Source organism: Bacteroidota bacterium, from assembly GCA_016714535.1.
GTDB lineage: Bacteria > Bacteroidota > Bacteroidia > AKYH767-A > OLB10 > JADKFV01.
This window is the reverse complement of the sequence record JADKDR010000002.1, coordinates 395,271-415,671: the sequence shown is the minus strand read 5'-3', so window position 1 is coordinate 415,671 and position 20,401 is coordinate 395,271. Positions and strand designations below refer to the sequence as shown.

Annotated in this window: 17 protein-coding genes and 1 pseudogene; 16 read left to right on the top strand and 2 right to left on the bottom strand. The window is 36.4% G+C overall.

Annotated features, from left to right (window positions below):
* Positions 1–90 precede the first annotated feature (90 nt).
* The 4 genes from IPO27_04805 (at position 91) to IPO27_04790 (ending at position 6,418) form a co-directional block, all read left to right on the top strand.
* On the top strand, positions 91–1,233 hold the full coding sequence (locus IPO27_04805; GenBank protein ID MBK8845917.1) for a T9SS type A sorting domain-containing protein: 1,143 nt from the start codon (positions 91–93) through the stop codon (positions 1,231–1,233).
* Between the two features lie 184 nt (positions 1,234–1,417).
* Positions 1,418–2,284 carry a T9SS type A sorting domain-containing protein gene (locus IPO27_04800; GenBank protein MBK8845916.1) on the top strand — a complete coding sequence of 289 codons (867 nt, stop codon included), beginning with the start codon at positions 1,418–1,420 and terminating at the stop codon, positions 2,282–2,284.
* An 88-nt stretch (positions 2,285–2,372) separates the two neighbouring features.
* The gene (locus tag IPO27_04795; protein MBK8845915.1) at positions 2,373–3,791 is read left to right on the top strand and encodes a T9SS type A sorting domain-containing protein; all 1,419 of its coding nucleotides are present in this window, start codon (positions 2,373–2,375) and stop codon (positions 3,789–3,791) included.
* 479 nt (positions 3,792–4,270) lie between these two features.
* On the top strand, positions 4,271–6,418 hold the full coding sequence (locus IPO27_04790; protein ID MBK8845914.1) for a PKD domain-containing protein: 2,148 nt from the start codon (positions 4,271–4,273) through the stop codon (positions 6,416–6,418).
* A gap of 146 nt (positions 6,419–6,564) precedes the next feature.
* Here IPO27_04790 and IPO27_04785 read toward each other — a convergent pair.
* Positions 6,565–7,151, bottom strand: a pseudogene (locus IPO27_04785) (YdeI/OmpD-associated family protein).
* Between the two features lie 331 nt (positions 7,152–7,482).
* Positions 7,483–7,818, bottom strand: a complete 336-nt coding sequence (locus IPO27_04780; protein ID MBK8845913.1) for a VOC family protein — start codon at positions 7,816–7,818, stop codon at positions 7,483–7,485.
* Between the two features lie 67 nt (positions 7,819–7,885).
* Here IPO27_04780 and IPO27_04775 point away from each other — a divergent pair, with 67 nt between their 5' ends.
* From IPO27_04775 to IPO27_04720, 12 genes are all read left to right on the top strand, one after another.
* Entirely contained in the window at positions 7,886–8,578 is a 693-nt protein-coding gene (locus tag IPO27_04775; protein ID MBK8845912.1) for a response regulator transcription factor, read from the top strand.
* Positions 8,579–8,688: 110 nt separating this feature from the next.
* Positions 8,689–9,081 (top strand): response regulator transcription factor, encoded by a 393-nt coding sequence (locus IPO27_04770; GenBank protein ID MBK8845911.1) that lies wholly within the window; start codon positions 8,689–8,691, stop codon positions 9,079–9,081.
* 2 nt (positions 9,082–9,083) lie between these two features.
* Entirely contained in the window at positions 9,084–9,827 is a 744-nt protein-coding gene (locus tag IPO27_04765) for a sugar transferase (protein ID MBK8845910.1), read from the top strand.
* A gap of 4 nt (positions 9,828–9,831) precedes the next feature.
* Complete coding sequence (locus tag IPO27_04760) at positions 9,832–10,509, top strand: TolC family protein (protein MBK8845909.1); 678 nt, start codon at positions 9,832–9,834, stop codon at positions 10,507–10,509.
* Positions 10,510–10,520: 11 nt separating this feature from the next.
* Positions 10,521–12,572 (top strand): hypothetical protein, encoded by a 2,052-nt coding sequence (locus IPO27_04755; protein ID MBK8845908.1) that lies wholly within the window; start codon positions 10,521–10,523, stop codon positions 12,570–12,572.
* On the top strand, positions 12,569–13,750 hold the full coding sequence (locus IPO27_04750) for a glycosyltransferase (GenBank protein ID MBK8845907.1): 1,182 nt from the start codon (positions 12,569–12,571) through the stop codon (positions 13,748–13,750). The genes IPO27_04755 and IPO27_04750 overlap by 4 nt, the downstream gene beginning before the upstream one ends.
* Positions 13,743–15,056 (top strand): oligosaccharide flippase family protein, encoded by a 1,314-nt coding sequence (locus tag IPO27_04745; GenBank protein MBK8845906.1) that lies wholly within the window; start codon positions 13,743–13,745, stop codon positions 15,054–15,056. The genes IPO27_04750 and IPO27_04745 overlap by 8 nt, the downstream gene beginning before the upstream one ends.
* Positions 15,053–16,486 (top strand): O-antigen ligase domain-containing protein, encoded by a 1,434-nt coding sequence (locus IPO27_04740; protein MBK8845905.1) that lies wholly within the window; start codon positions 15,053–15,055, stop codon positions 16,484–16,486. Before IPO27_04745 ends, IPO27_04740 begins: the two co-directional genes overlap by 4 nt.
* Entirely contained in the window at positions 16,467–17,372 is a 906-nt protein-coding gene (locus IPO27_04735) for a glycosyltransferase family 2 protein (GenBank protein MBK8845904.1), read from the top strand. Before IPO27_04740 ends, IPO27_04735 begins: the two co-directional genes overlap by 20 nt.
* 105 nt (positions 17,373–17,477) lie before the next feature.
* Positions 17,478–18,647, top strand: coding sequence for a glycosyltransferase (locus IPO27_04730; protein MBK8845903.1), 1,170 nt, complete (start codon positions 17,478–17,480; stop codon positions 18,645–18,647).
* A 4-nt stretch (positions 18,648–18,651) separates the two neighbouring features.
* Positions 18,652–19,779 (top strand): glycosyltransferase family 4 protein, encoded by a 1,128-nt coding sequence (locus IPO27_04725; GenBank protein ID MBK8845902.1) that lies wholly within the window; start codon positions 18,652–18,654, stop codon positions 19,777–19,779.
* A 172-nt stretch (positions 19,780–19,951) separates the two neighbouring features.
* Complete coding sequence (locus IPO27_04720) at positions 19,952–20,398, top strand: acyltransferase (GenBank protein ID MBK8845901.1); 447 nt, start codon at positions 19,952–19,954, stop codon at positions 20,396–20,398.
* Positions 20,399–20,401 lie beyond the last annotated feature (3 nt).

The following is a 20,401-nucleotide window of genomic DNA, read 5'->3' as shown; positions in this document are numbered from 1 at the left end:
TCATGCAGTACAACCAGCTTCGGCTTACTATACATTTGACCAAATTATTATTGACTTAAATTATTTTTTAAACTTTAAAACAAAAACAAAATGAAAAAACAACTACTAAAAAAGCTTTCTGCTTTCATCATCCCGACTATATCGGGAGCAATGATGTTTTCGGTAAGTGCAAATGCACAAATTGTTTACACGGATGTAAATCCGGATTCGACTATTACCTGTTTAAGCAGTCCATGTACCAAATCATATAGTCTAGATTTAAACAATGATGGTATCAGTGATTATAACATTTTGAGCATTAAAAATAATGGCAAATGTTCACCTAATAATCCTTTGGGCTATTCTAAAGTATATGTTTCGGTTTCTGCTCTCAACACGAATACTTTAGTTGCGGTTACAAATACAACTTATCCGCTTGCAATGAATTTCAATAATGTCATTTCATCAGGACTTAGTTTATCCGCCTCCGGATATTTACGTTATACATCGAGTGGTTGCCTTGGTTATAGTCTTCTTGGAGTTTGGCCAAACTTAGTTGATCGTTACTTGGGGCTAAAATTAATTGTCGGAGCAAATACCTATTACGGATGGGCGCGAATGCAAATAAATTCAGATGGAAGCACCTCATCCTGCACGATTAAAGATTACGCTTACAATACTATTCCCAACCAACCTATCCGTGCCGGAGAAACAAGTTGCGCAATTCCAACAGTAAGTATAACGCAAAGCGGTTCGTTATCTTTTTGTGCAGGCGATAGTGTAACATTCACAGCAAATGGAACAGGTTATCAATACCAATGGAAAAAGAATAATGTAAATATTGCAGGAGCAACAGCACAAACCTACGTTGCAAAAACAGCAGGCATATACAAATGCAAAGTAACCAACAGCTGTGGCAGCAAAGGTTCCGGAACAAGAACGGTTAGCATTCCATGCAGATTAACTAACGAAGTTTTTACCGAGCAATTAGAAAATCTATATGAATTACAAATTGCTCCTAACCCAATCACTAACACTACATCTATTTCTTTCACGCTTGAGCAATCACAAAAAGTTTCATTAAAGGTTGTTGACTTAAATGGAAGATTAATGAAAGTGCTTGCTGATAATCTTTTTGAAGATGGAGAACATTCAATAGAATGGAGAGTGGAAGATGTAAATTCAGGTATTTATTTCTTGCAAATTCAAACAGCAGAATATTCCAAGACTGAAAAACTTATTGTTACAAAATAAAGTTTCATTATTATCAGAGTCTCTGCTTTTCGCGGGACTCTGATAATAATATAAGTTATTCTTTTGCTCATCAAGTTTTAAATATCAACCATCAAAACTAACCATTTCGGGTAGTACAACCTGCTGAGTTTGATTATAATTTTGACGAAAATATTTTACTAAAACAATTAAAAACAAAAACAAAATGAAAAATCTACTTTCAAAAAAGTTTTATGCTTTCATCGTAACAGCAATGCTATTTTCAGCAAGTGCAAATGCACAGATTATTTACACGGATGTAAATCCGGATACGACTGTTATCTGTTCATCTTCTCCCTGCACCCAATCTTATAATCTTGATTTAAATAATGATGGAATGGTAGATTTCATTCTAAATACCTATTTTGATTCTCTCCATTGCACAGCAAGCGTTTTTAGTCCCCTTGCAATTAAACAGCGAGTTTACATAACTCCTCAAAGTGGAAAAGGAACGGTTTCACCAATGATGAATACCCCGCTTATGATGAACTCAAACGATACAGTAGGTAGTAATCTAACTTTTAGTGCAAATCCCGCAGCATTACGATTTATTTCTTTTGACGCTTGCCCTGATTCAGGCGGAAGTTGGACAAGTACATCAGACCATTATCTTGGTTTGAAAATTACAGTTGGCAATAGCACTTATTACGGTTGGGCACGTTTGAATGTATTTGTTACCGGCATTCCTCCAGTATATTTTACTTTAAAAGATTACGCTTACAATTCCATTCACAACCAAACCATCCTTGCTGGGCAAACAACTGCTACAGGAATAAATGAAAATTCGTTTGCTTCATCAATATCTCTTTTCCCCAATCCCGCCACAAATCATCTCACCATCGTTTTAGGTAGCAACAATAAAAATGTTGAAGTAACCATCGCTGACATTACAGGAAAAATAATTTACTCAACAACAGCATATGAAACACAAAAGATAGAAGTGAACACAAAAGATTTTACAGCCGGAATTTATGTTGTTAAAATTCAAACAGCAGATTTTACTGAAACAAAAAAACTTGTCATTGAAAAATAAATTTAATTTCGCAGTTGAATGACTAATCTTCGCACCAGTAGTCAGGTTATCCATAAGTTTGTTCACTGTAGTTTTTAGAATCGCGAAAATGAAAAAAAGCTCTTATATTATTTTCTATATTTTGATCGGATCCTTTGTTCAAATTTCACATGCGCAGGTTGCTTCCTATCCATTTACAGGAAATGCGAATGATATAAGTGGGAATAATCACAATGGTGTTGTCAATGGAGCTGTTTTGTCAGTTGACAGAAATGGGAACCCGGCCAGTGCTTACTCTTTTAATGGATTGAATCAGTCTATTTCAATTGCTTATCACAGCGATTTTAATATTCTTCCTGCGGGGCAGTTTACGATTAGTTTATGGGTAAACTCGGCTTCTTTTAACAGTAGTGCAAGGGCTTTGTTTATTAAATGTAATAATGGTCCAACACCAATGAGCTCAAATTGGGATTATGGAATCTATCTGTTCACCAACAATAAAATAATGATAGGATATTCTAACACGCATATTTGTTTTTCCACCACACAACTCCAGGTCGGTCAATGGTACTGCGTTACCGGAACCTATAACAATGGCACCTGGAAACTATATATTAATGGTTTACTTGAATCACAATCTTTAAACAGTGGTTTGTACATTACACAATCCACAAGCGGAATCGGTATTGGAAAAAAGGGAGAATCTATTTTTGATCATTTCGATGGAAAACTTGATGACATAACATTTTACAATGTCGCATTAACTGCCGGTCAGGTTTCTTCACTGTGTGCTTCGTCAACCGGAAATATTCCTATAATAGCACTTCAATCTTCTGATACAATATTTTGTGAGAAGCAATGTATTGATTTCACAGACCTTTCAACCAACAACCCAACATCATGGCAATGGTATTTCAATGGAGCAAACCCTGATACTTCAACTGTTCAAAATCCAACAAGCATTTGTTACAACACTTATGGAAGTTTTGATGTTACACTCATAGCCTGTAACGCAGCAGGTTGTGACACTTTAACCCTACCCGGTTTTATTAATGAATATCAATCTCCCATACCATCCATTACTCAATCTAACGATACCTTATTTGCTTCACCAGCTTTTTCTTATCAATGGTGGAGTGTTGGTAGTGGTATTGTTTTTGGCGCAACCAACAGTTTTTTTGTACCCATACAAGCGGGCGCTTATTATGTTATTATTTATGATAGCATTGGCTGTATAGGAACATCTAATGTGATTGCGATTACTGGTGTAAAAGAAAATGGTTTTAGTTCTTCCTTTATAATTTATCCTAACCCAACCACAGGTCAATTCACAATCAATTTAGGTAGCAACAACAAAAAAGTTGATGTAAACATTACCGATATTACGGGAAAAATAATTTACACAACAATTGAAGTAGAAACGCAAAAACTAGAAGTAAACACGCAAGATTTTGCAAAGGGAATTTATGTTGTTAAAATTCAAACAGCAGATTTTACTGAAACAAAAAAACTTGTCGTGGAAAAATAAATTGTGTTAATGGTTCAAGTCACAGCGAACAAGGGACAAAAAAACTATTCACTTTTAACTTTTAGTTTTTAACTAATAAAAAAGAAAAACATTTCAAGCAGTTAACCTGTTTTATTTAATTGTACAGTTGACAAAATCATTTTACTCCAACAATTAAAAACGAACAAAATGTTGAACTCAACTACAAACAAGAAGCGAAATCCCGATTCTTATCGGGGAAAAAAAATCTATTCCTTATAATCTGTATTTGTTTTGCAAAAATAATTTGTGCCAATAAAATTTATACGAACCGATTTTTTATCAATTGATTTATCTAAACATCTAAATAAATAAAACATGAAAACAAAAATTTTGCTTTACATTATGCTAGTTAGCTTAATTGCCAATGGCCAAAAAAAACCGCTAACCAATGGTACTTTGGCCACGAAGCAGCTGTAGATTTCAACTCGGGAGTTCCTGTTGCCAATCTATCAAGTGTTATGACCCAAGTAGAAGGTTGCAGTAGCATTGCCGACCAGAATGGCGATTTGCAATTTTATACTGACGGAATAAGTGTATGGAATAAAAATCATATTTTAATGGCCAATGGTACCGGCTTACTTGGAAATTCTTCATCCACACAATCGGCATTAATTGTAAAACAACCTGGGCCAAATACTATCTATTATGTATTTACCACTGATGGCTTTTGCGGCCCCGATGGCTTTCGATATAACATAATTGATATTTCGTTAAATGGCGGATTAGGAGCTGTTACTTTGAAAAATCAATTACTGTATGGCCCCACATCGGAGCGATTAAGCGCCTGTTTCCATGCCAATGGAAAAGATGTTTGGGTAGTATCGCATGAAGCAGTAGGTACTAATTTTGTAGCCTATCAGCTAACACCCACCGGTTTATTGGCTCCAATCATATCTAGTGTTGGACCGGTATGTTCAAACTTAGCTCCTGCTTTTGTGGGAAATTTGAAAATGTCTCCTAATGGCAAGCGCTTGGCAATTGCGTTAGGTAAGCCTTGCGAATTTTGGTACTGTGATTTTGACAACGCAACCGGTATAGTATCAAATGCAAATGTGCTTACGCCAAATTCAAATTTAACCGGGGGTTATAGCGTAGAGTTTTCACCATCGAGCGATGTATTATATGCTGGCACTTATGATGTTTTTGAATTGTATCAATGGGACTTAAATGCCGGCTCTAGTGCTGCTATTGCAGCATCGCAAATAACCATCCCAACTCAAACTCTAGGCGTTTTTATTCCAGGTGCAATACAATTAGCGCCTGATGGTAAAATTTATTATTCGCGCTTTAGTGCAGAATGGTTGGGCGCAATAAACTCACCTAATTTATTAGGCCTGGCCTGCAACTTTGTTGATAGTGCTGTGTTTTTGGCAGGGGCAAAATGCATATATGGTTTGCCGAATTTTAACCAGGGCATTTTTCAGTTTGTTGAAATTGCCAAATGTTGTTTTGGCGATACTACCACATTCATTCTTGACGACTCGTTAAGCTACCTCACCTATCAATGGGATTTTGGTGATCCCGGCAGTGGCCCTCTCAATCAATCTATTGATGCATCAACTTCACATTATTTTGCAGCAGTAGGCAATTATAACGTGCAACTTTTTCGAACAAAATCAATAGCTCCATTTTCTGACACGATAAATTTTAATATTAAGATTAATAAGAGCCCATTGCCGTTTATAGGCAATGATACCACTTTATGCAATGGACAATCCATCATATTATCGCCTGATTCTGTGTACGCTACTTACTTGTGGAATAATGGCAACACAACCAATACGATTACTGCCAACAGTACAGCTACGTATATTGTTACAGTTACATTGGATGGTTGTAGTGGAACAGATTCTGTAAATGTGCTATTTGATCCTTGTGGAGCGGTAGTGGTTAATCTTGCTTCAAGCGATTCGATATTTTGTGAGAAACAGTGCATTGATTTCACTGACCTTTCAACCAACAACCCAACATCATGGCAATGGTATTTCAATGGAGCATCGCCTGATACTTCAACTGTTCAAAATCCAACAAACATTTGTTACAACAATTATGGAAGTTTTGATGTTACACTCATAGCCTGTAACACAGCAGGTTGTGACACTTTAACCCTACCCGGTTTTATTAATGAATATCAATCTCCCATACCATCCATTACTCAATCTAACGATACCTTGTTTGCTTCACCAGCTTTTTCTTATCAATGGTGGAATGTTGGTAGTGGTATTGTTTTTGGCGCAACCAATAGTTTTTTTGTACCCATACAAGCGGGCGCTTATTATGTTATTATTAATGATAGCAATGGCTGTATAGGAACATCTAATGTGATTTCGATTACTGGTGTAAAAGAAAATGGTTTGAGTTCATCTATTAAAATTTATCCTAAACCAAGTAATGGAAAATTTTATATTGAGCTTTCCGATATTCCAACTGAAAAACAAACTCTTACTTTAAGAAATGTAATTGGACAAAAGTTGCAGGAGTTAAAACTGATAAATAAAACTACAGAAGTAAATTTTGATGCCGAAGATGGAGTTTACTTTCTTACAATTACAACAGACACAAAAGGAAGCTACACCGAAAAGATTATTTTGCAACAAGAAAAATAAGAAAATGTTTGTGTCTCTGGGTTGTGTTTCCGCGAACCATGCACTAAAAAATATTTTCTTGATTTGTCGATAGATTTCAAGGATGTTGATGTTGAATGCAGAATAGTTTGCGAGGTCACGAACCATGCACAAAAATATTGACTGCCTTAGCTTTGCTTTTTGTTATACTTATTATCCTTCCATTTATTTATTCCCGCTGCGCTATCTGCAATAATTTCATTCAGCCGTTTTAACCTGGTTGCGTCTTGTTTTGCACTCATTATATAATTGGCCGAAGGTTTTTTGTATGTAGGTGCAAGTGCTTGAAAATAATTCCATGCTTTTTTATTCGCTTTAAAAATTTTTTCAAAACCTTCTGTTAATTTTACTTCATCCTTTTCAAAAGCATATATTTTCGACTTTTCATCTTTTCGCTTTTCAAAAGCGGCCAGCCCCTCAGGCTGCATAAGTCCTTTTTTGTTAGCTCCTCTACCTTCTTAATATTTATTGCACTCCAAACGCTGGTTGATTTTCGCGGTGTAAATCTTATTTGATAAGCGTACTGGTCTATGGAATGTCGTACACCATCTATCCATCCAAAACACAAAGCCTCATCAACCGATTGTGGCCATGTTATACTTGGTTTACCACTATCCACTTTATAATAACCCACTATCAACTCAGTTTCTTTCTTATGATTTTTTATCAACCACTTTCTAAAATCCGATTGTTTGGCAAAGAATATTGGTTCCATTTTATTTTTATTTCTAATATTTTACAAAGGTAATAATTGCGGAAATAAAAATTGAAGGTTGAATGCAGTATGTGAAAAACAAATTTGAAAAGTGATATGCATACACCTTATACGTGCCAAAATCTTATTGATTTTCGATAAATAAATTACAGCCACTAAGACGCAAAGGCACTAAGGAATTCAATTTCAAGTGTAGCGATGCCAACTCAATATTAAAAACATTGCAGACTTTATGCAAATACATAATTTTACGAGGGACTTCAAAATCTCATTGTATTTATGGTAATAAAATCTGCAATTCTAAAACCAAAGTTAAAAAATGCAATCTGTATTAAGCATTCAATAATTCTTGAATATCGAATTTTTTCATTTGCATAAAAGCTTGCATTACACGTTGGCTTTTTTCAGCATCATTCATTAATTTACCAAGTATGGATGGAACAACCTGCCACGAAACACCAAATTTGTCTTTGCACCATCCACACATACTTTCTTCACCACCATCTTTTGTAAAGCTATTCCAGTAATAATCTATCTGTTCTTGCGTGTCGCAATTTATTACAAACGATAAACCTTCGCTGAAAGTAAAATTATGATTGCCCGGTCCATCCATTGCTTTGTATACATAACCATGCAATGTAAATTCGGCTCTTTCAATATTTGCCACGCCTCACTTATTTTGAGCAATAAAATTTAGTGTTCATTGTATCATAAATATTTTTATACTTTGCAGCATGATAAATTGCATTATTATAGATGACGATCCGGTTTCGATAAACCTGATGAAACATTTTATTACCAGTACTGAAGGTTTAAATTTTGTGGAAGCTTTTTCAAATCCCATTGCCGGTGTAAATTACATACGTAAAAATGCAGCAACCACCGATCTAATTTTTCTGGATGTGGAAATGCCCGAAATGACGGGTATAGAATTCCTTGAATCGTTTAAAGAACTGCCACCGGTTATCCTCATCACTTCGAAAGAAAAATATGCTGTTAAAGCATTTGAACATAAAGTAATCCACTTTTTGGTAAAGCCTGTTGAGTATGGTAAATTTTTAAAAGCTGTTGAACGTGTTTTTAAAATCAATGAAGCCGATAACAATCAGCACCTGGATTATATCTTTATTAAAGAAAATGGCGTGCTTTCTAAAATTATGCATAAGGACATTATCTATTGCGAAGCGCTTGGCGATTATGTAAAAGTACATCTGAAAGAAAAAACCCATGTGGTTAATTCAACCATGAAAAACATTGAGGACAAATTAAAGATGAACAAGCAGTTTATGCGTGTGCATCGTTCCTACATCATTAACCTCAATTTTCTGGAGAATTTTGATGCCGAAACTTCCATAGTTGGCGGCCATATTATCCCTATCGGAAACAAGTACAAAGCCAATTTGCAAGCCCGTTTAAACATTATCTGATTTTTTTAGCAGCGGTAATGTCTTTTTTAACCTCCCAAAAACCACATTAATCGAATTAAACATTTCTGCACCTGTTTTGACCGCACTTTTGCATCAAAATAATAACAGAGATGAAAAATCAAATTTTAATTATCGAAGATCAGCTTTCAACACGAAAGCTTTTGTCGCACTACCTTCAATCGAGTTTCGAAGTGGTAGAAATGGAAAATGCATTAAATGCACTTGCATGGTTGCAAGGAGGCGGAACCCCTGATGCCATTATAGCGGACATAATGATGCCCGAAATGACAGGAATAGAATTCCTCAAAGCATTGAAAATCGCAAATCTTAAAATGCCACCTGTACTCATGTTATCGAGTGTGGAAAACAGCAACGACAAAATCAGTTGCTTTAAAAATGGTGCTAAGGATTATTTATTAAAACCTTTTAATCCTACAGAACTGAGCTTTCGTTTGCACCTGATGCTTGCCAATCATTTACTTACAAAATCAATAAATAAATAGTCATGTACAAACACTTTAAACGGTCATATGATATTTGCGCTGCCCTTGCAGGATTGATTCTATTTTCTCCTGTGTTAATTGTTGCAGCCATTTTAATAAAACTAACATCACGTGGCAATATCTTTTATGTATCACCACGTGTAGGTCAATATTATAAAACCTTTGGAATGATAAAATTCAGAACTATGTACGCGCAGTCTGATAAGCAAACTGGGCTCATGAAAGATTTGAATCAATATAAAACATCAACGGATTCTTCAACAATACGTACATGCCCATTTTGCGAAATATTGACAGAGACATGTTCTACTTTACTGATTGCCGATGATGTGGTAATATGCGAAAATCTGCATTTGATGCGCAAAGCACAAAAAAAAGAAGCGGCCTTTATGAAAATAGCAAACGATCCGCGGGTAACTCCACTGGGAAAGCTTTTACGCAAAACCAGCATCGATGAATTGCCGCAACTAATAAATATTTTGAAAGGCGATATGTCGCTCATTGGCAACAGGCCGCTGCCATTGTACGAAGCAGAAAAACTAACAACAGATGATGCCATATCCCGTTTCAATGCACCTTCGGGCCTAACAGGATTATGGCAAATTACCAAACGTGGAAAGGGCGAAGTTTCGGAGCAAGAGCGTATAGAACTCGATAAAACTTACGCAAAAGAATTTTCTTTCAAAACCGATTTCAAAATATTTATGAAAACATTCCCGGCTTTGTTGCAGGAGGAAAATGTATAACACGATGAAAAATTTATTTTTATTGATAGTGTTTTTTGGTACTTCTAATGTGTGGGCACAGAATGTACCATCCAATGCTGATAACGAGTTAAATATGCCTCCCATCGATAGTTTGTTTGCATGGGCCGGTGCTAACTACGCCACCATAAAAATACAGGATGCCTTAATAGAAAAAGCCGGTGCCGATACTAAACGTGTAAGAAAAAGTTGGATGGATGCAGTAAAGTTTAGTGCCAACATCAGCAATGGTCAATACGGCAATTCGGTAATAAATCAAACACAGGTTGGATACGGCTACGGTCCATCGGTGTCGTTTTCACTTTACGATATTGCCAGTAATCATGATTTGGTAAATGTGTACAAAGCCGAACAAAGAGTGGCAACATATAAACGCGAAGAAGTAATATTTGAGTTGCACAAAATAATAACCATCTTATATAACAATGTGCAATCGCAAAAAAATATTTTACGAATAAAAAGCGAGGCTGTTAACGCAGCTTATGTACATCAGAAAATGGCTGAGAAAGAATTTAATCAGGGTGCTATTGCACTTGGAGAACTTTCGCGTGTAACGGAGATTTATACCAAGACACAAACGGAAGTCGAAACTACCATCAACGATTTAAAAAATTATTACATGCAGCTGGAGCAATTTTGCGGCAGAAGATTTAACAATAACTAAAACTAACAAACGTGAACTTTATAGAATTCATACAACTGTTACTCAGGAATAAAAAGTGGATAATTGCATTTCCAATTATTACCGGAGTGGCTGTTTTCTTTCTTACGCGCAACATGCCGCATACCTATTCATCAGAAATGGTAATTTACACAGGCATTGCCAGCGGTTATAATTTCAACAGTGATGCAGAAGGTAAAATCGATTATCACGAAGCCAATTCTAAGTTTGATAATCTGATAAACACCATCACATCAAAAGAAACACGTAAAGTTGTAGCATTAAGATTGCTAGCTGATTTAATTAATCATCCGCAGGAATTAAATCGTGTTGTTACCAAATTAAAGTTAGAACGTTTTGATTGGTTGAACGATAGCAGCACATTAAAAAAAGTGCGCGGTGCCAGCGAAGCTGCAACAATGCAAAACCTGTCGGCACAAATTTTACAGGGAAGCCAAAACCCTTACTACCAATTGCTTTATGGCCAGTATGCAAATCCATTTAACCTGAGTACGCTTAACACTATTAAAGCTACGCGTATCGGTTTTAGCGATATGGTTAAAGTTGAATACACATCAGAAGATGCATTCATCACCAAAAAAACGCTTGACTTGTTAGCCGAAGTTTTTTTACAGAAATACAAAGGTATGCGCATAGGTGAAGTTAGCAGTGTTGTAAAATATTTTGAAGAACAAACTGCTTTGGCTTTGGCACGATTGCAAAAAGCTGAAATGATCTTGAAAAATTTCAGAACAACTAACCGCCTCATCAATTATTATGAGCAAACAAAATATATCGCAGATCAGAAAGAAGATTACGATCAGCGCGAATCGCAATTGCAAATGGATTTGGAAGGCTATAAATCGGCATTAGCCAAGGTGGAAAAAAAATTAAGCAGCCGCGCTGTAATACAATTGAAAAGCGATGAAGTGGTAAAATCAAAAGATGAACTTTCGGCACAATACAATTCATTAGGACTATCACTTGTAAAAGGTAATCAAAATGATGCGGCTAAAAATACAAAGATTGATGCGCTGAAAAAAGATTTAAAAGAAAATATTCAGGGACTGTATGAAGTAAATAATTCAATCGAAGGCATACCCGGCAAAGATTTACTGGATGAGTGGTTATCCTTAACGGTGAGTACAGAAGAAGGAACGGCTAAATTAAAAGTGCTTGAAAAAAGCAAAGCAGAGTTTGAAAAAATTTATGATCTCTTTGCGCCAATGGGTTCTGATTTAAATAAGCTGGAGCGCGATGTTGATGTTTCTGAAAAGGAATATCTAAACCTGTTGCATAATTTAAATCAGGCTAAACTGCGCGAGCGCAACCTGGTAGTAACTGAGAATATTTCGATTACTGATCCGCCTGATATGCCTGCTGTGCCTAACTCATCAAAGCGTTTAATATTGGTCATTGCAGCTGCATTCAGTTGTTTCATAATTGTAATGGTTGTACTTATGATGAAAGAATATCTTGATGACAGCATTTCCAATCCATTAAATTTCCTGAAAACTACCGGAGTTAAAACAGCTACAGCTTTTGTAAAATCAACGGCAGAAAATAATGCTACTATTGAAAATATAAATGCAATAAGTAATGAACGCTGGATGTTATCGCTGGTTGATTTACAGCAACAAAACAAAATCATCAAAGTATTGGTGGTACCCTTTCACAAATCGAACAGTGACTACAAACAGATGCTTGCTGATGTAACATCAAATTTGCAATCGCTTGGCAACAACTGGCAGGCTGTTGAATTTGGAAATATGTTTACAAGCGATAGCAATCAATTGATATTTACCAATACTTCAAAAAGAGAATTGATAAATAAAGAAGTGATAAGCAATAGTGATGTGATATATTTATTCATCAATGCAGCACAAAAAATGGATGAATACCAATTACAGTTATTGGATAGCTGGAAACAGTTAAACATTCCGATGCAGGCAGTGATGGTGGATACTAAAATAAATCACCTCGAAAAGTTTTTAGGTGAAGTGCCAAAGCAACGCAGTTATATTCGAAAACGCATTAAAGACATTGTAAGGAGATACAGCAAATGAATAAACGTTTAGATATCGTATGCCACGCTTTCCCAAGCTGGCGTGGCGATTACATGAAGTCGACCGTGCAGTTAATGAAAGAACTTGCAGCAACTAACAATGTGCTTTATGTAGATTATGCCTACTCTATTAAAGATGTTTTAGTAAACACACGTCACAATAAATACATTCCGGTTAAAAGAATCTTAGGACTGGATGCTGCAATAGAAAAAGTGCAATTAGAAAACGGTGCTTTCATCCATGTGCTTTCATTGCCTCCTGTTATTCCATTCAACTGGATCAACAACAATTCGCTTTTAAACTTTGTGCAAGGCATCAATCAAAAAATAATTAACGGCAGAATAAAATCAGCAATGAAAAAGCTGAACATGAATTCGCCAATAGTAGTTAATGCTTTCAACCCGTTTTTTAATTCTGTTAAGCAAAGCGGATTCAAACAAAAAGCAACGATTTACTATTGCTATGATAATATTGCAGCTTCAAACTGGGCCTCTAAACACGGACAACGTTTAGAAAACGATTTTGCAAAACAAGCAGATGCATTAGTTTTTTCGTCTGAAGCATTGCAGCAATCAAAGGCGGTTTCGGACAAAAAATCTTTTGTAGTTACTAACGGAGTTGACCTCACTATTTTCGAAAACGAAATGAAGAAAGGATTTCCAAAAAACAATTCTGATGAAATAAATATCGGTTATGTTGGAAGTATTGATGACAGACTGGATTACGATTTATTAGAACAAACTATTTCCAATTTCCCAACATGGAAGTTTCATTTCATCGGAAGAATTATGTCAGCATCGGCCGACCGTTTGAAAAAGTATAGCAATGTAAAATTGTATGGAGCAGTAGATGTAAATCAATTGCCTGCTATGATGAAAAATTTTAATGCCGGCATTATTCCTTTTATAAAAGATGAGTTTACCAGAAATATTTATCCAATGAAAGCCAATGAATACCTGGCTCTTGGCTTACCTGTGGTAATGACCAACTTTGCGCAATTGAATGACCTTGCAAATTTTGTTTCGGCAGTTGATGCAAAGGACTTTATACAAAGTCTTACATTAGAAATAGAAAACGATACATTTGAAAAAAAGCAGCAGCGTGTTAAAATAGCGATCAGCAATAGCTGGAAAAACAAAGCAGCAGCGTTTGAAAAAATCTTACACCAATATGCTTAAGAAACTTTTTTCTGCTGGAAACATTAATCAGTTGTATGCATTTATGCATCAGTTGCTGATGGCTGCTTATGGTTTTGCATTGCTTTTTATTATGGTGCGTTTGATGCCGCAAGCTGAAGTGGGCCGATGGTTGCTTTTTATTTCTGCACTTTCAATTAGTGATATGTTGATGCAGGGTTTATTACAAACTATTGTGGTAAAAGAAATTGCAACTCACAAAACAGATGCATTTATAAATCGCAAAATTGAAAACAATGCTTTGTTGCTTGCGACTGTGTTTTTTATGGTAATGGTTGCAGTTACATTTTTAACAAAGGCTGTAGTTTATTTTACAGGAAAAGATTTTTTATTGCTTAACGATTTCTCCAATTGGTATCCCGCATTGGGATTGCTCATGATTATGTACAACCTGAGCTGGTGGGTAAATACAGGTAAAGTAAATTTCAAAATCATCTTAATTCAGCGCATTATTTATTGCTCGGTTTCGCTGCTCATCATATTGGCAGATTATCTAATACACCACAGTCTTACTTTTCAAATCGCTGTAATCAGTCAGGTTGCAGGTTATGGCGTGAGTGCACTGTTTGCATTTTTTGTAAACCGATTTAGTTTTCACAAAAAATATTTGAGTCTGAAAATGATCAAACACTTTTTGGGTTACGGAAAATTTACCATGGGCACCATGCTAGGAAGCAGCTTATTGCGCAATGCCGATACATTTATGATAGCGGCTTTTATGAATTCAAGTGCAGTTGCTGTTTATACATTGGCACAAAAAATTATCGAAGTGTTTGAAGTAATGCTGCGCTCGGTTGCTACCACATTTTTACCAGTACTTCAAAATCTGAGAAACGATACCCCTGCATTTTCGCAGTTATTAATTGGTCGTATGGTTGCTTTAATTGTGATGTTTATTCCGGCTGCTTTACTTGTTTTTATTTTTTCAGATAACGTAATTCAATTAATCAGCGGCTCTGATCAATACAATTTATCTGCAATGATTTTAAAAGTTTTTATGCTTTATGTTTTGTTGCTTCCTGTAGATCGCTTTCTGGGTGTGGCTTTAGAGGCTTGTCATTTGCCAAAGCTTAATTTTATAAAAACCGTTATGCTCATCACCGTTAATATTGGTGGTAACTATATTGCACTTCATTTTTATCATTCGCTTATTGGAGTGGCTGCAGTGAGCAGTATTGCATTAAGCACAGGCATTGCTGCCGGATTTTATTTTCTGAATAAAAGAGGAGCTGCAAAATTTTCGATATTCAACATTCAACAGAGTTTGCTTAAATTAAAATTGCAATGAATTTAAAATCACAACAGGTAAAAACCATAGCAAGTTTTGCTGCAGTTATTGCTGCTGCATTGCTTGTGGCATTGCTTGTTGTAAAGGTTGGCATTATGCTACCGGCTGCTTTGCTTGGTTGTGCAGTTGTTGCAGTAATTGCTTTTAAAATTGCAAAAGATATCCGCTGGGGATTTTACTTGCTTATGGCTGCAAACTTTTTTAGTGTGGGTTTAACGCGCTATGTATCATTGCCACTGGGGTTAACGATTGACATTATTTTATTGCTGTTGTTTTTCATTTTCTTTATTAAGGAATTTAAAAACATATCCTGGAAACCGCTTGCCAATCCCGTTTTTATTGCTGTTACCGTTTGGATGCTGATTAACATTTTAGAATTGGCAAACCCGGAAGCTCGAAGTTTCGAAGCCTGGTTTTATGCCATGCGTGGTGTGGCACTTTATTTTTTTCTTGCACTACTGGTTGGTTATTTATGCCTGAATCACAAAAAAGATTTCAATTGGTTTATTACACTTTGGTTTATGTTTTCGATTATAGGTGCATTGTGGGGAATGAAACAATTATTCATCGGACTTGATGCAGGAGAAAAAGCATGGCTTAACGTACCCGGCAATTTATCAACACACATGTTGTTTGGCAAACTGCGCGTATTCTCTTTTTATTCCGACTCGGGTCAGTTTGGTGCATCACAGGCGCACACGGCAGTGGTAGCAAGCATATTGGCCATCTTCGAAAAATCGCGAATGCGTAAAATATTCTACATCCTAACAGCATTGTTATGCTTTTACGGTATGTTGATTTCTGGTACACGCGGAGCATTTGCAATTCCTGTTGTTGGATTTTTTACGTATTTACTTCTTATAAAAAATTTCAAAATTGTAATAGCAGGCTCTACCGTATTGGCAGTTGTATTCTTTATTTTAAAGTTCACTTTCATCGGTCAGGGAAATTCGCAGATCAGCAGATTGCGCAGCTCATTAGATCCTAACGATGCTTCGTTGCAGGTGCGCATCACCAATCAAAAAAAACTTGCCGAGTATTTAAATGTGCATTGGCTGGGTGGTGGTGTTGGCAGCGGTGGTTACTGGGGTCAGCGGTTCAGCCCCAATACATTTTTGGCCAACCTTGCACTGGATAGCTGGTATGTGCGCATTGCTGCTGAGTATGGTTATGTAGGTTTGGTTTTGTACCTCCTCATGCTTTTTTTTATTCTCTATCATGCATTTAAAAAAATAAATGCAGAACATAATCCTGAAGTTAAAAACCAACTCATGGCACTCTTTTGTGGCTTAACCGGAGTGATGGTAGCCAGTTATGGCAATCAGGTTTTTGGACAATTGCCAACAGGTATCATCATTTATTTATCAATTGTTTTTCTAACACAAAAAGAAAACGAAATCATATCAGAAAATGCAAAATCAATTTCCTAAGGTATCCATCATCACTATTAATTTTAATCAGGCTGATGTAACACGCGAATGCCTCAACAGCTTGCGCAAAGTTACCTATCCTAACCTCGAAATATTTTTAGTGGATAATGCATCAGCTCCTGAAAACAGATTACTTCAATCAGAATATCCTGAAGTTATTTTTATTCAGAGCGATAAAAATCTTGGCTTTACCGGAGGAAATAATCTTGCTATGAAAGTGGCTACCGGTGATTTTATTTTATTGCTGAATAACGATACCGAAGTGCCTGCAGATTTTTTAGAGCCGCTTTTAAAAACATTTGTCGACCATCCTGATGCGGGCATTGTAAGCCCAAAAATTATTTTCTTTAATTCAGAAAATCTTATTCAATATGCCGGCACCACTGCTATCAATCCGTATACCTGCTGCGGCCATACCATTGGTTATAAAGAAACCGATAACGGGCAATATAACGAAGTGCAAAAAACAGATTTGGCGCACGGTGCCTGTATGCTCATTAAGCGCGAGGTTATGAATAAAATTGGCATGCTGCACGACAGGTTTTTTATTTACTACGAAGAATACGACTACTGCGAAATGACAAAACGTGCAGGCTTTTCTATTTACTACAACGGTCTCACTTACATCCTGCATAAGGAGTCTGTATCGGTTGGAAAATTCTCGCCTTTTAAAGCGCATTACATGGCCAAGAACCGTGTTTTATTGCCGGGAAAAATTTTTGGGGGTGGAAAAAGCCGTTTTCCTTTGTATTATTTTATGCTGGCTTTGCCGAAAAATCATCTCCGAGGCCGGGCTCTAAAACAGCGGGCTTGGCCGGGAACGGTCAAAAGGAAAGAAACGGAGACAGGCGCAACGGAGCATACAATGATATCATCCAGACTTTAACCGTCATCCATTAAGCAAATTTCAACCCCCTAAAAACCGCATTCATCGAATTAACCCCCCAAACCCCTGCCAGCAGCGTTTCTTTGTACCATAATAAAAAACGAAATGCTGTTTCAAATCATCATCACCACAGTCTTAGTCATCCTAGCGTTGAATGCACTCTACCTGTTTGTATTTTCTGCTGCAGGTTTCAGCGCAAAAGAAAAATTAAGCCTACCCAATGAATTTGTAGATAATAAGCGCATCCTGATTTTAATTCCCGGATACAAGGAAGATACAGTAATTATAAGTTCGGTGCAAAGTGTAATGGCGCAACATTATAATAAAGCGAAATTTAAGTGTGTTGTTTTGGCCGATAGTTTCCAAACATCAACTATCGAAAATATTAAACAAACCGGAGCCGAAGTTTTTGAATTGCCCGAAGATGAAAATCGTAACAAGGCAAAATCTATACAAAAGTTTTTAGCGTGTTGCCATGAAAGTTTTGATGCATGCATTGTGCTTGATGCAGATAACTGCATTGACGCAAGCATGTTGCAAAAAGCAAATAACTATTTAAAGAGTGGCTCAAGAATTATACAAGCCAGGCGTGTTGCAAAAAATGAAAACAACAGCATGTCGCGTTTAGATGCATTAAGCGAAATCATCAACAATCATATTTTCCGTAAGGGGCAGCGCGCCCTTGGACTTTCGGCAAGCCTTATAGGTTCGGGTATGATAATAGACATGAATGTTTTTCGCATGGTGATGCAAGACATGAATGTGTTTTCGGGCTTTGATAAAGAAATGGAATTACGCATCCTTAAAAACAAACTTACCATTGAATATGCCGAAGATATTTTAGTTTATGATGAAAAAGTTTCCAATCATAACAATTTTGTAAATCAACGAAGAAGATGGTCTTATGCCCAGATGTTTTTTTTGAAGAAATACTGTATAAGTGCGTTTGCACAATTAATAAGATTTGGCAATTGCGATTATTTTAATAAAGTAATTCAATTTGCACTAATGCCGCGTGTTATCAGTTTGGGCTTAAGTTTATGCCTCATATTGTTGACAGCTTTTTCCGGCAGTACTTTTCTTATTGCATCGGTAATTGTTTTCTTGTTAATAGTTTCGGCATTGGTTATGCCTCTATTGCCGGAATTAAAAAAGGCGGAAATCTTCAGTCTTTCAAAAGCCTTGCCTTCGGCTTTTTTCGGAATGTGGATAGCAATATTTACTTCACGAAAGGCATCAAAAAAGTTTATTCATACACCACATAATATAAATTAAATAAATGAGAATAGGTATAGAAGCACAGCGAATATTTCGCACCAAAAAACATGGAATGGACATTGTAGTGCTTGAGTTAATCAAGGCATTGCAGTTAACCGATACAGAAAACCTGTATTACATTTTTGTAAAAAAGGGAGAAGACAACAGATGCTTAAAAGAAACATCAAACTTTAAAATTGTTGAAGTGCCTGGTGTATCCTATGCCGACTGGGAGCAAGTGTTTTTGCCATGGTATGCAAAAAAATACAAGTTGGATGTGTTGCATTGTACCAGTAATACTGCACCGGTGCTTTATAGCGGAACCACAGTAGTTACTTTGCACGATGTGATTTTTTTAGAACAAAGTCAGCAGTCATCCACCATGAGTTGGTATCAGAACTTGGGCCGCATCTACCGTAAGTTAATTGTACCGGCATCTATAAAAAAAGCATCGCATGTTATTACCGTTTCGGAATATGAGCGCAAGCGCATCAGCGAAATCTTAGATATCAAGTCAGAAAACATTAGTGTGGTTTATAATGCTTTTGGAAAACATTTTTCTGCAGTAAAAAGTGCCGCTCACATTGATGCTGTTAAGCGCACATACAAACTTCCTGAAAATTATATTTTTTACATCGGTAACACCGATCCTAAAAAAAATATTTTTAATACCATTCGTGCCTACCGCAATTATTACATAAGTGTGGCCGATCCGTTGCCTCTTGTTATCGCTGATATCAATGAAACATTTTTACAAACAGTTTTAGAAAAAACAGATACACGTTCGCTACGCAACAATATAGTGTTAACCGATTATATTTTGAATTCAGATTTGCCTTCTATTTATGCAGGAGCAAGTTTGTTTTTGTATCCATCATTGCGCGAAAGTTTTGGCATTCCTGTTTTAGAATCTATGGCAAGTGGCACACCGGTAATTACCAGCAACAACTCTGCACTACCCGAAGTAGCAGGGGCTGCAGCAGCATTAGTGGATGCCAACAGCGAAAAGAATATTGGTGAAACAATGGTGCAGGTGCTAACTGAATATGGCAAAGCAACTGAACTGGTTAATAAAGGTTATGAAAGAATTAAGGATTTCAGTTGGAGTATTTCTGCCGATAAATTATTAACCATTTATAAAGCTATTTAATATGCAACTAGTGCTTCAACTATATCAGCAACAATATGAGCAATGGAAATTGCAGGAAAACAGCGAGAGCATTTTTAATCATTTTCGTTTTGCTTTTACAGCAATTGAAAAATTGTATTCACTTATGCTGAGCAAATTTTATTTGCGCAATGCAATTACCGGCAGCATGGTAATGTGTCGTAAAAGGCCTTCGCTTTTTATTAAAGGGAAATTACAAATTGGTAATGGGTCTAAAATTTGGTCGCAGGTTAACAGAACACGCCTGGCTGTTTTTAAAGGAGGTGAATTAACAATTGGCAATAGCACATTTATAAACGGTGCACGTTTAGCAGCAAAAAACAAAATTGTGATTGGTAACCATGTTCGCATAGCACCTGAAGTAATTATTATGGACAGCGATTTTCATGATACCACCGATCACGATAACGAAGGCGCATCGGCACCGATAATTATTGGCGATCATGTTTGGATTGCAACACGTGCCATCATTTTAAAAGGAGTTCACATTGGCGAAGGTGCTGTAGTGGCTGCTGGCGCGGTGGTTACTAAAAATGTAGAAGCCTACTCAGTTGTGGCTGGCACTCCTGCAAAAGTTATTAAGTACTTAAACAAAAAATAAAAA

Bases quoted from the DNA above. Each gene is read 5' to 3' on its own strand.
- IPO27_04805 (MBK8845917.1), top strand. From the start codon at position 91: ATGAAAAAACAACTACTAAAAAAGCTTTCTGCTTTCATCATCCCGACT.
- IPO27_04800 (MBK8845916.1), top strand. From the start codon at position 1,418: ATGAAAAATCTACTTTCAAAAAAGTTTTATGCTTTCATCGTAACAGCA.
- IPO27_04795 (MBK8845915.1), top strand. From the start codon at position 2,373: ATGAAAAAAAGCTCTTATATTATTTTCTATATTTTGATCGGATCCTTT.
- IPO27_04790 (MBK8845914.1), top strand. From the start codon at position 4,271: ATGACCCAAGTAGAAGGTTGCAGTAGCATTGCCGACCAGAATGGCGAT.
- IPO27_04775 (MBK8845912.1), top strand. From the start codon at position 7,886: ATGATAAATTGCATTATTATAGATGACGATCCGGTTTCGATAAACCTG.
- IPO27_04770 (MBK8845911.1), top strand. From the start codon at position 8,689: ATGAAAAATCAAATTTTAATTATCGAAGATCAGCTTTCAACACGAAAG.
- IPO27_04765 (MBK8845910.1), top strand. From the start codon at position 9,084: ATGTACAAACACTTTAAACGGTCATATGATATTTGCGCTGCCCTTGCA.
- IPO27_04760 (MBK8845909.1), top strand. From the start codon at position 9,832: ATGAAAAATTTATTTTTATTGATAGTGTTTTTTGGTACTTCTAATGTG.
- IPO27_04750 (MBK8845907.1), top strand. From the start codon at position 12,569: ATGAATAAACGTTTAGATATCGTATGCCACGCTTTCCCAAGCTGGCGT.
- IPO27_04745 (MBK8845906.1), top strand. From the start codon at position 13,743: ATGCTTAAGAAACTTTTTTCTGCTGGAAACATTAATCAGTTGTATGCA.
- IPO27_04740 (MBK8845905.1), top strand. From the start codon at position 15,053: ATGAATTTAAAATCACAACAGGTAAAAACCATAGCAAGTTTTGCTGCA.
- IPO27_04735 (MBK8845904.1), top strand. From the start codon at position 16,467: ATGCAAAATCAATTTCCTAAGGTATCCATCATCACTATTAATTTTAAT.
- IPO27_04730 (MBK8845903.1), top strand. From the start codon at position 17,478: ATGCTGTTTCAAATCATCATCACCACAGTCTTAGTCATCCTAGCGTTG.
- IPO27_04725 (MBK8845902.1), top strand. From the start codon at position 18,652: ATGAGAATAGGTATAGAAGCACAGCGAATATTTCGCACCAAAAAACAT.
- IPO27_04720 (MBK8845901.1), top strand. From the start codon at position 19,952: ATGTGTCGTAAAAGGCCTTCGCTTTTTATTAAAGGGAAATTACAAATT.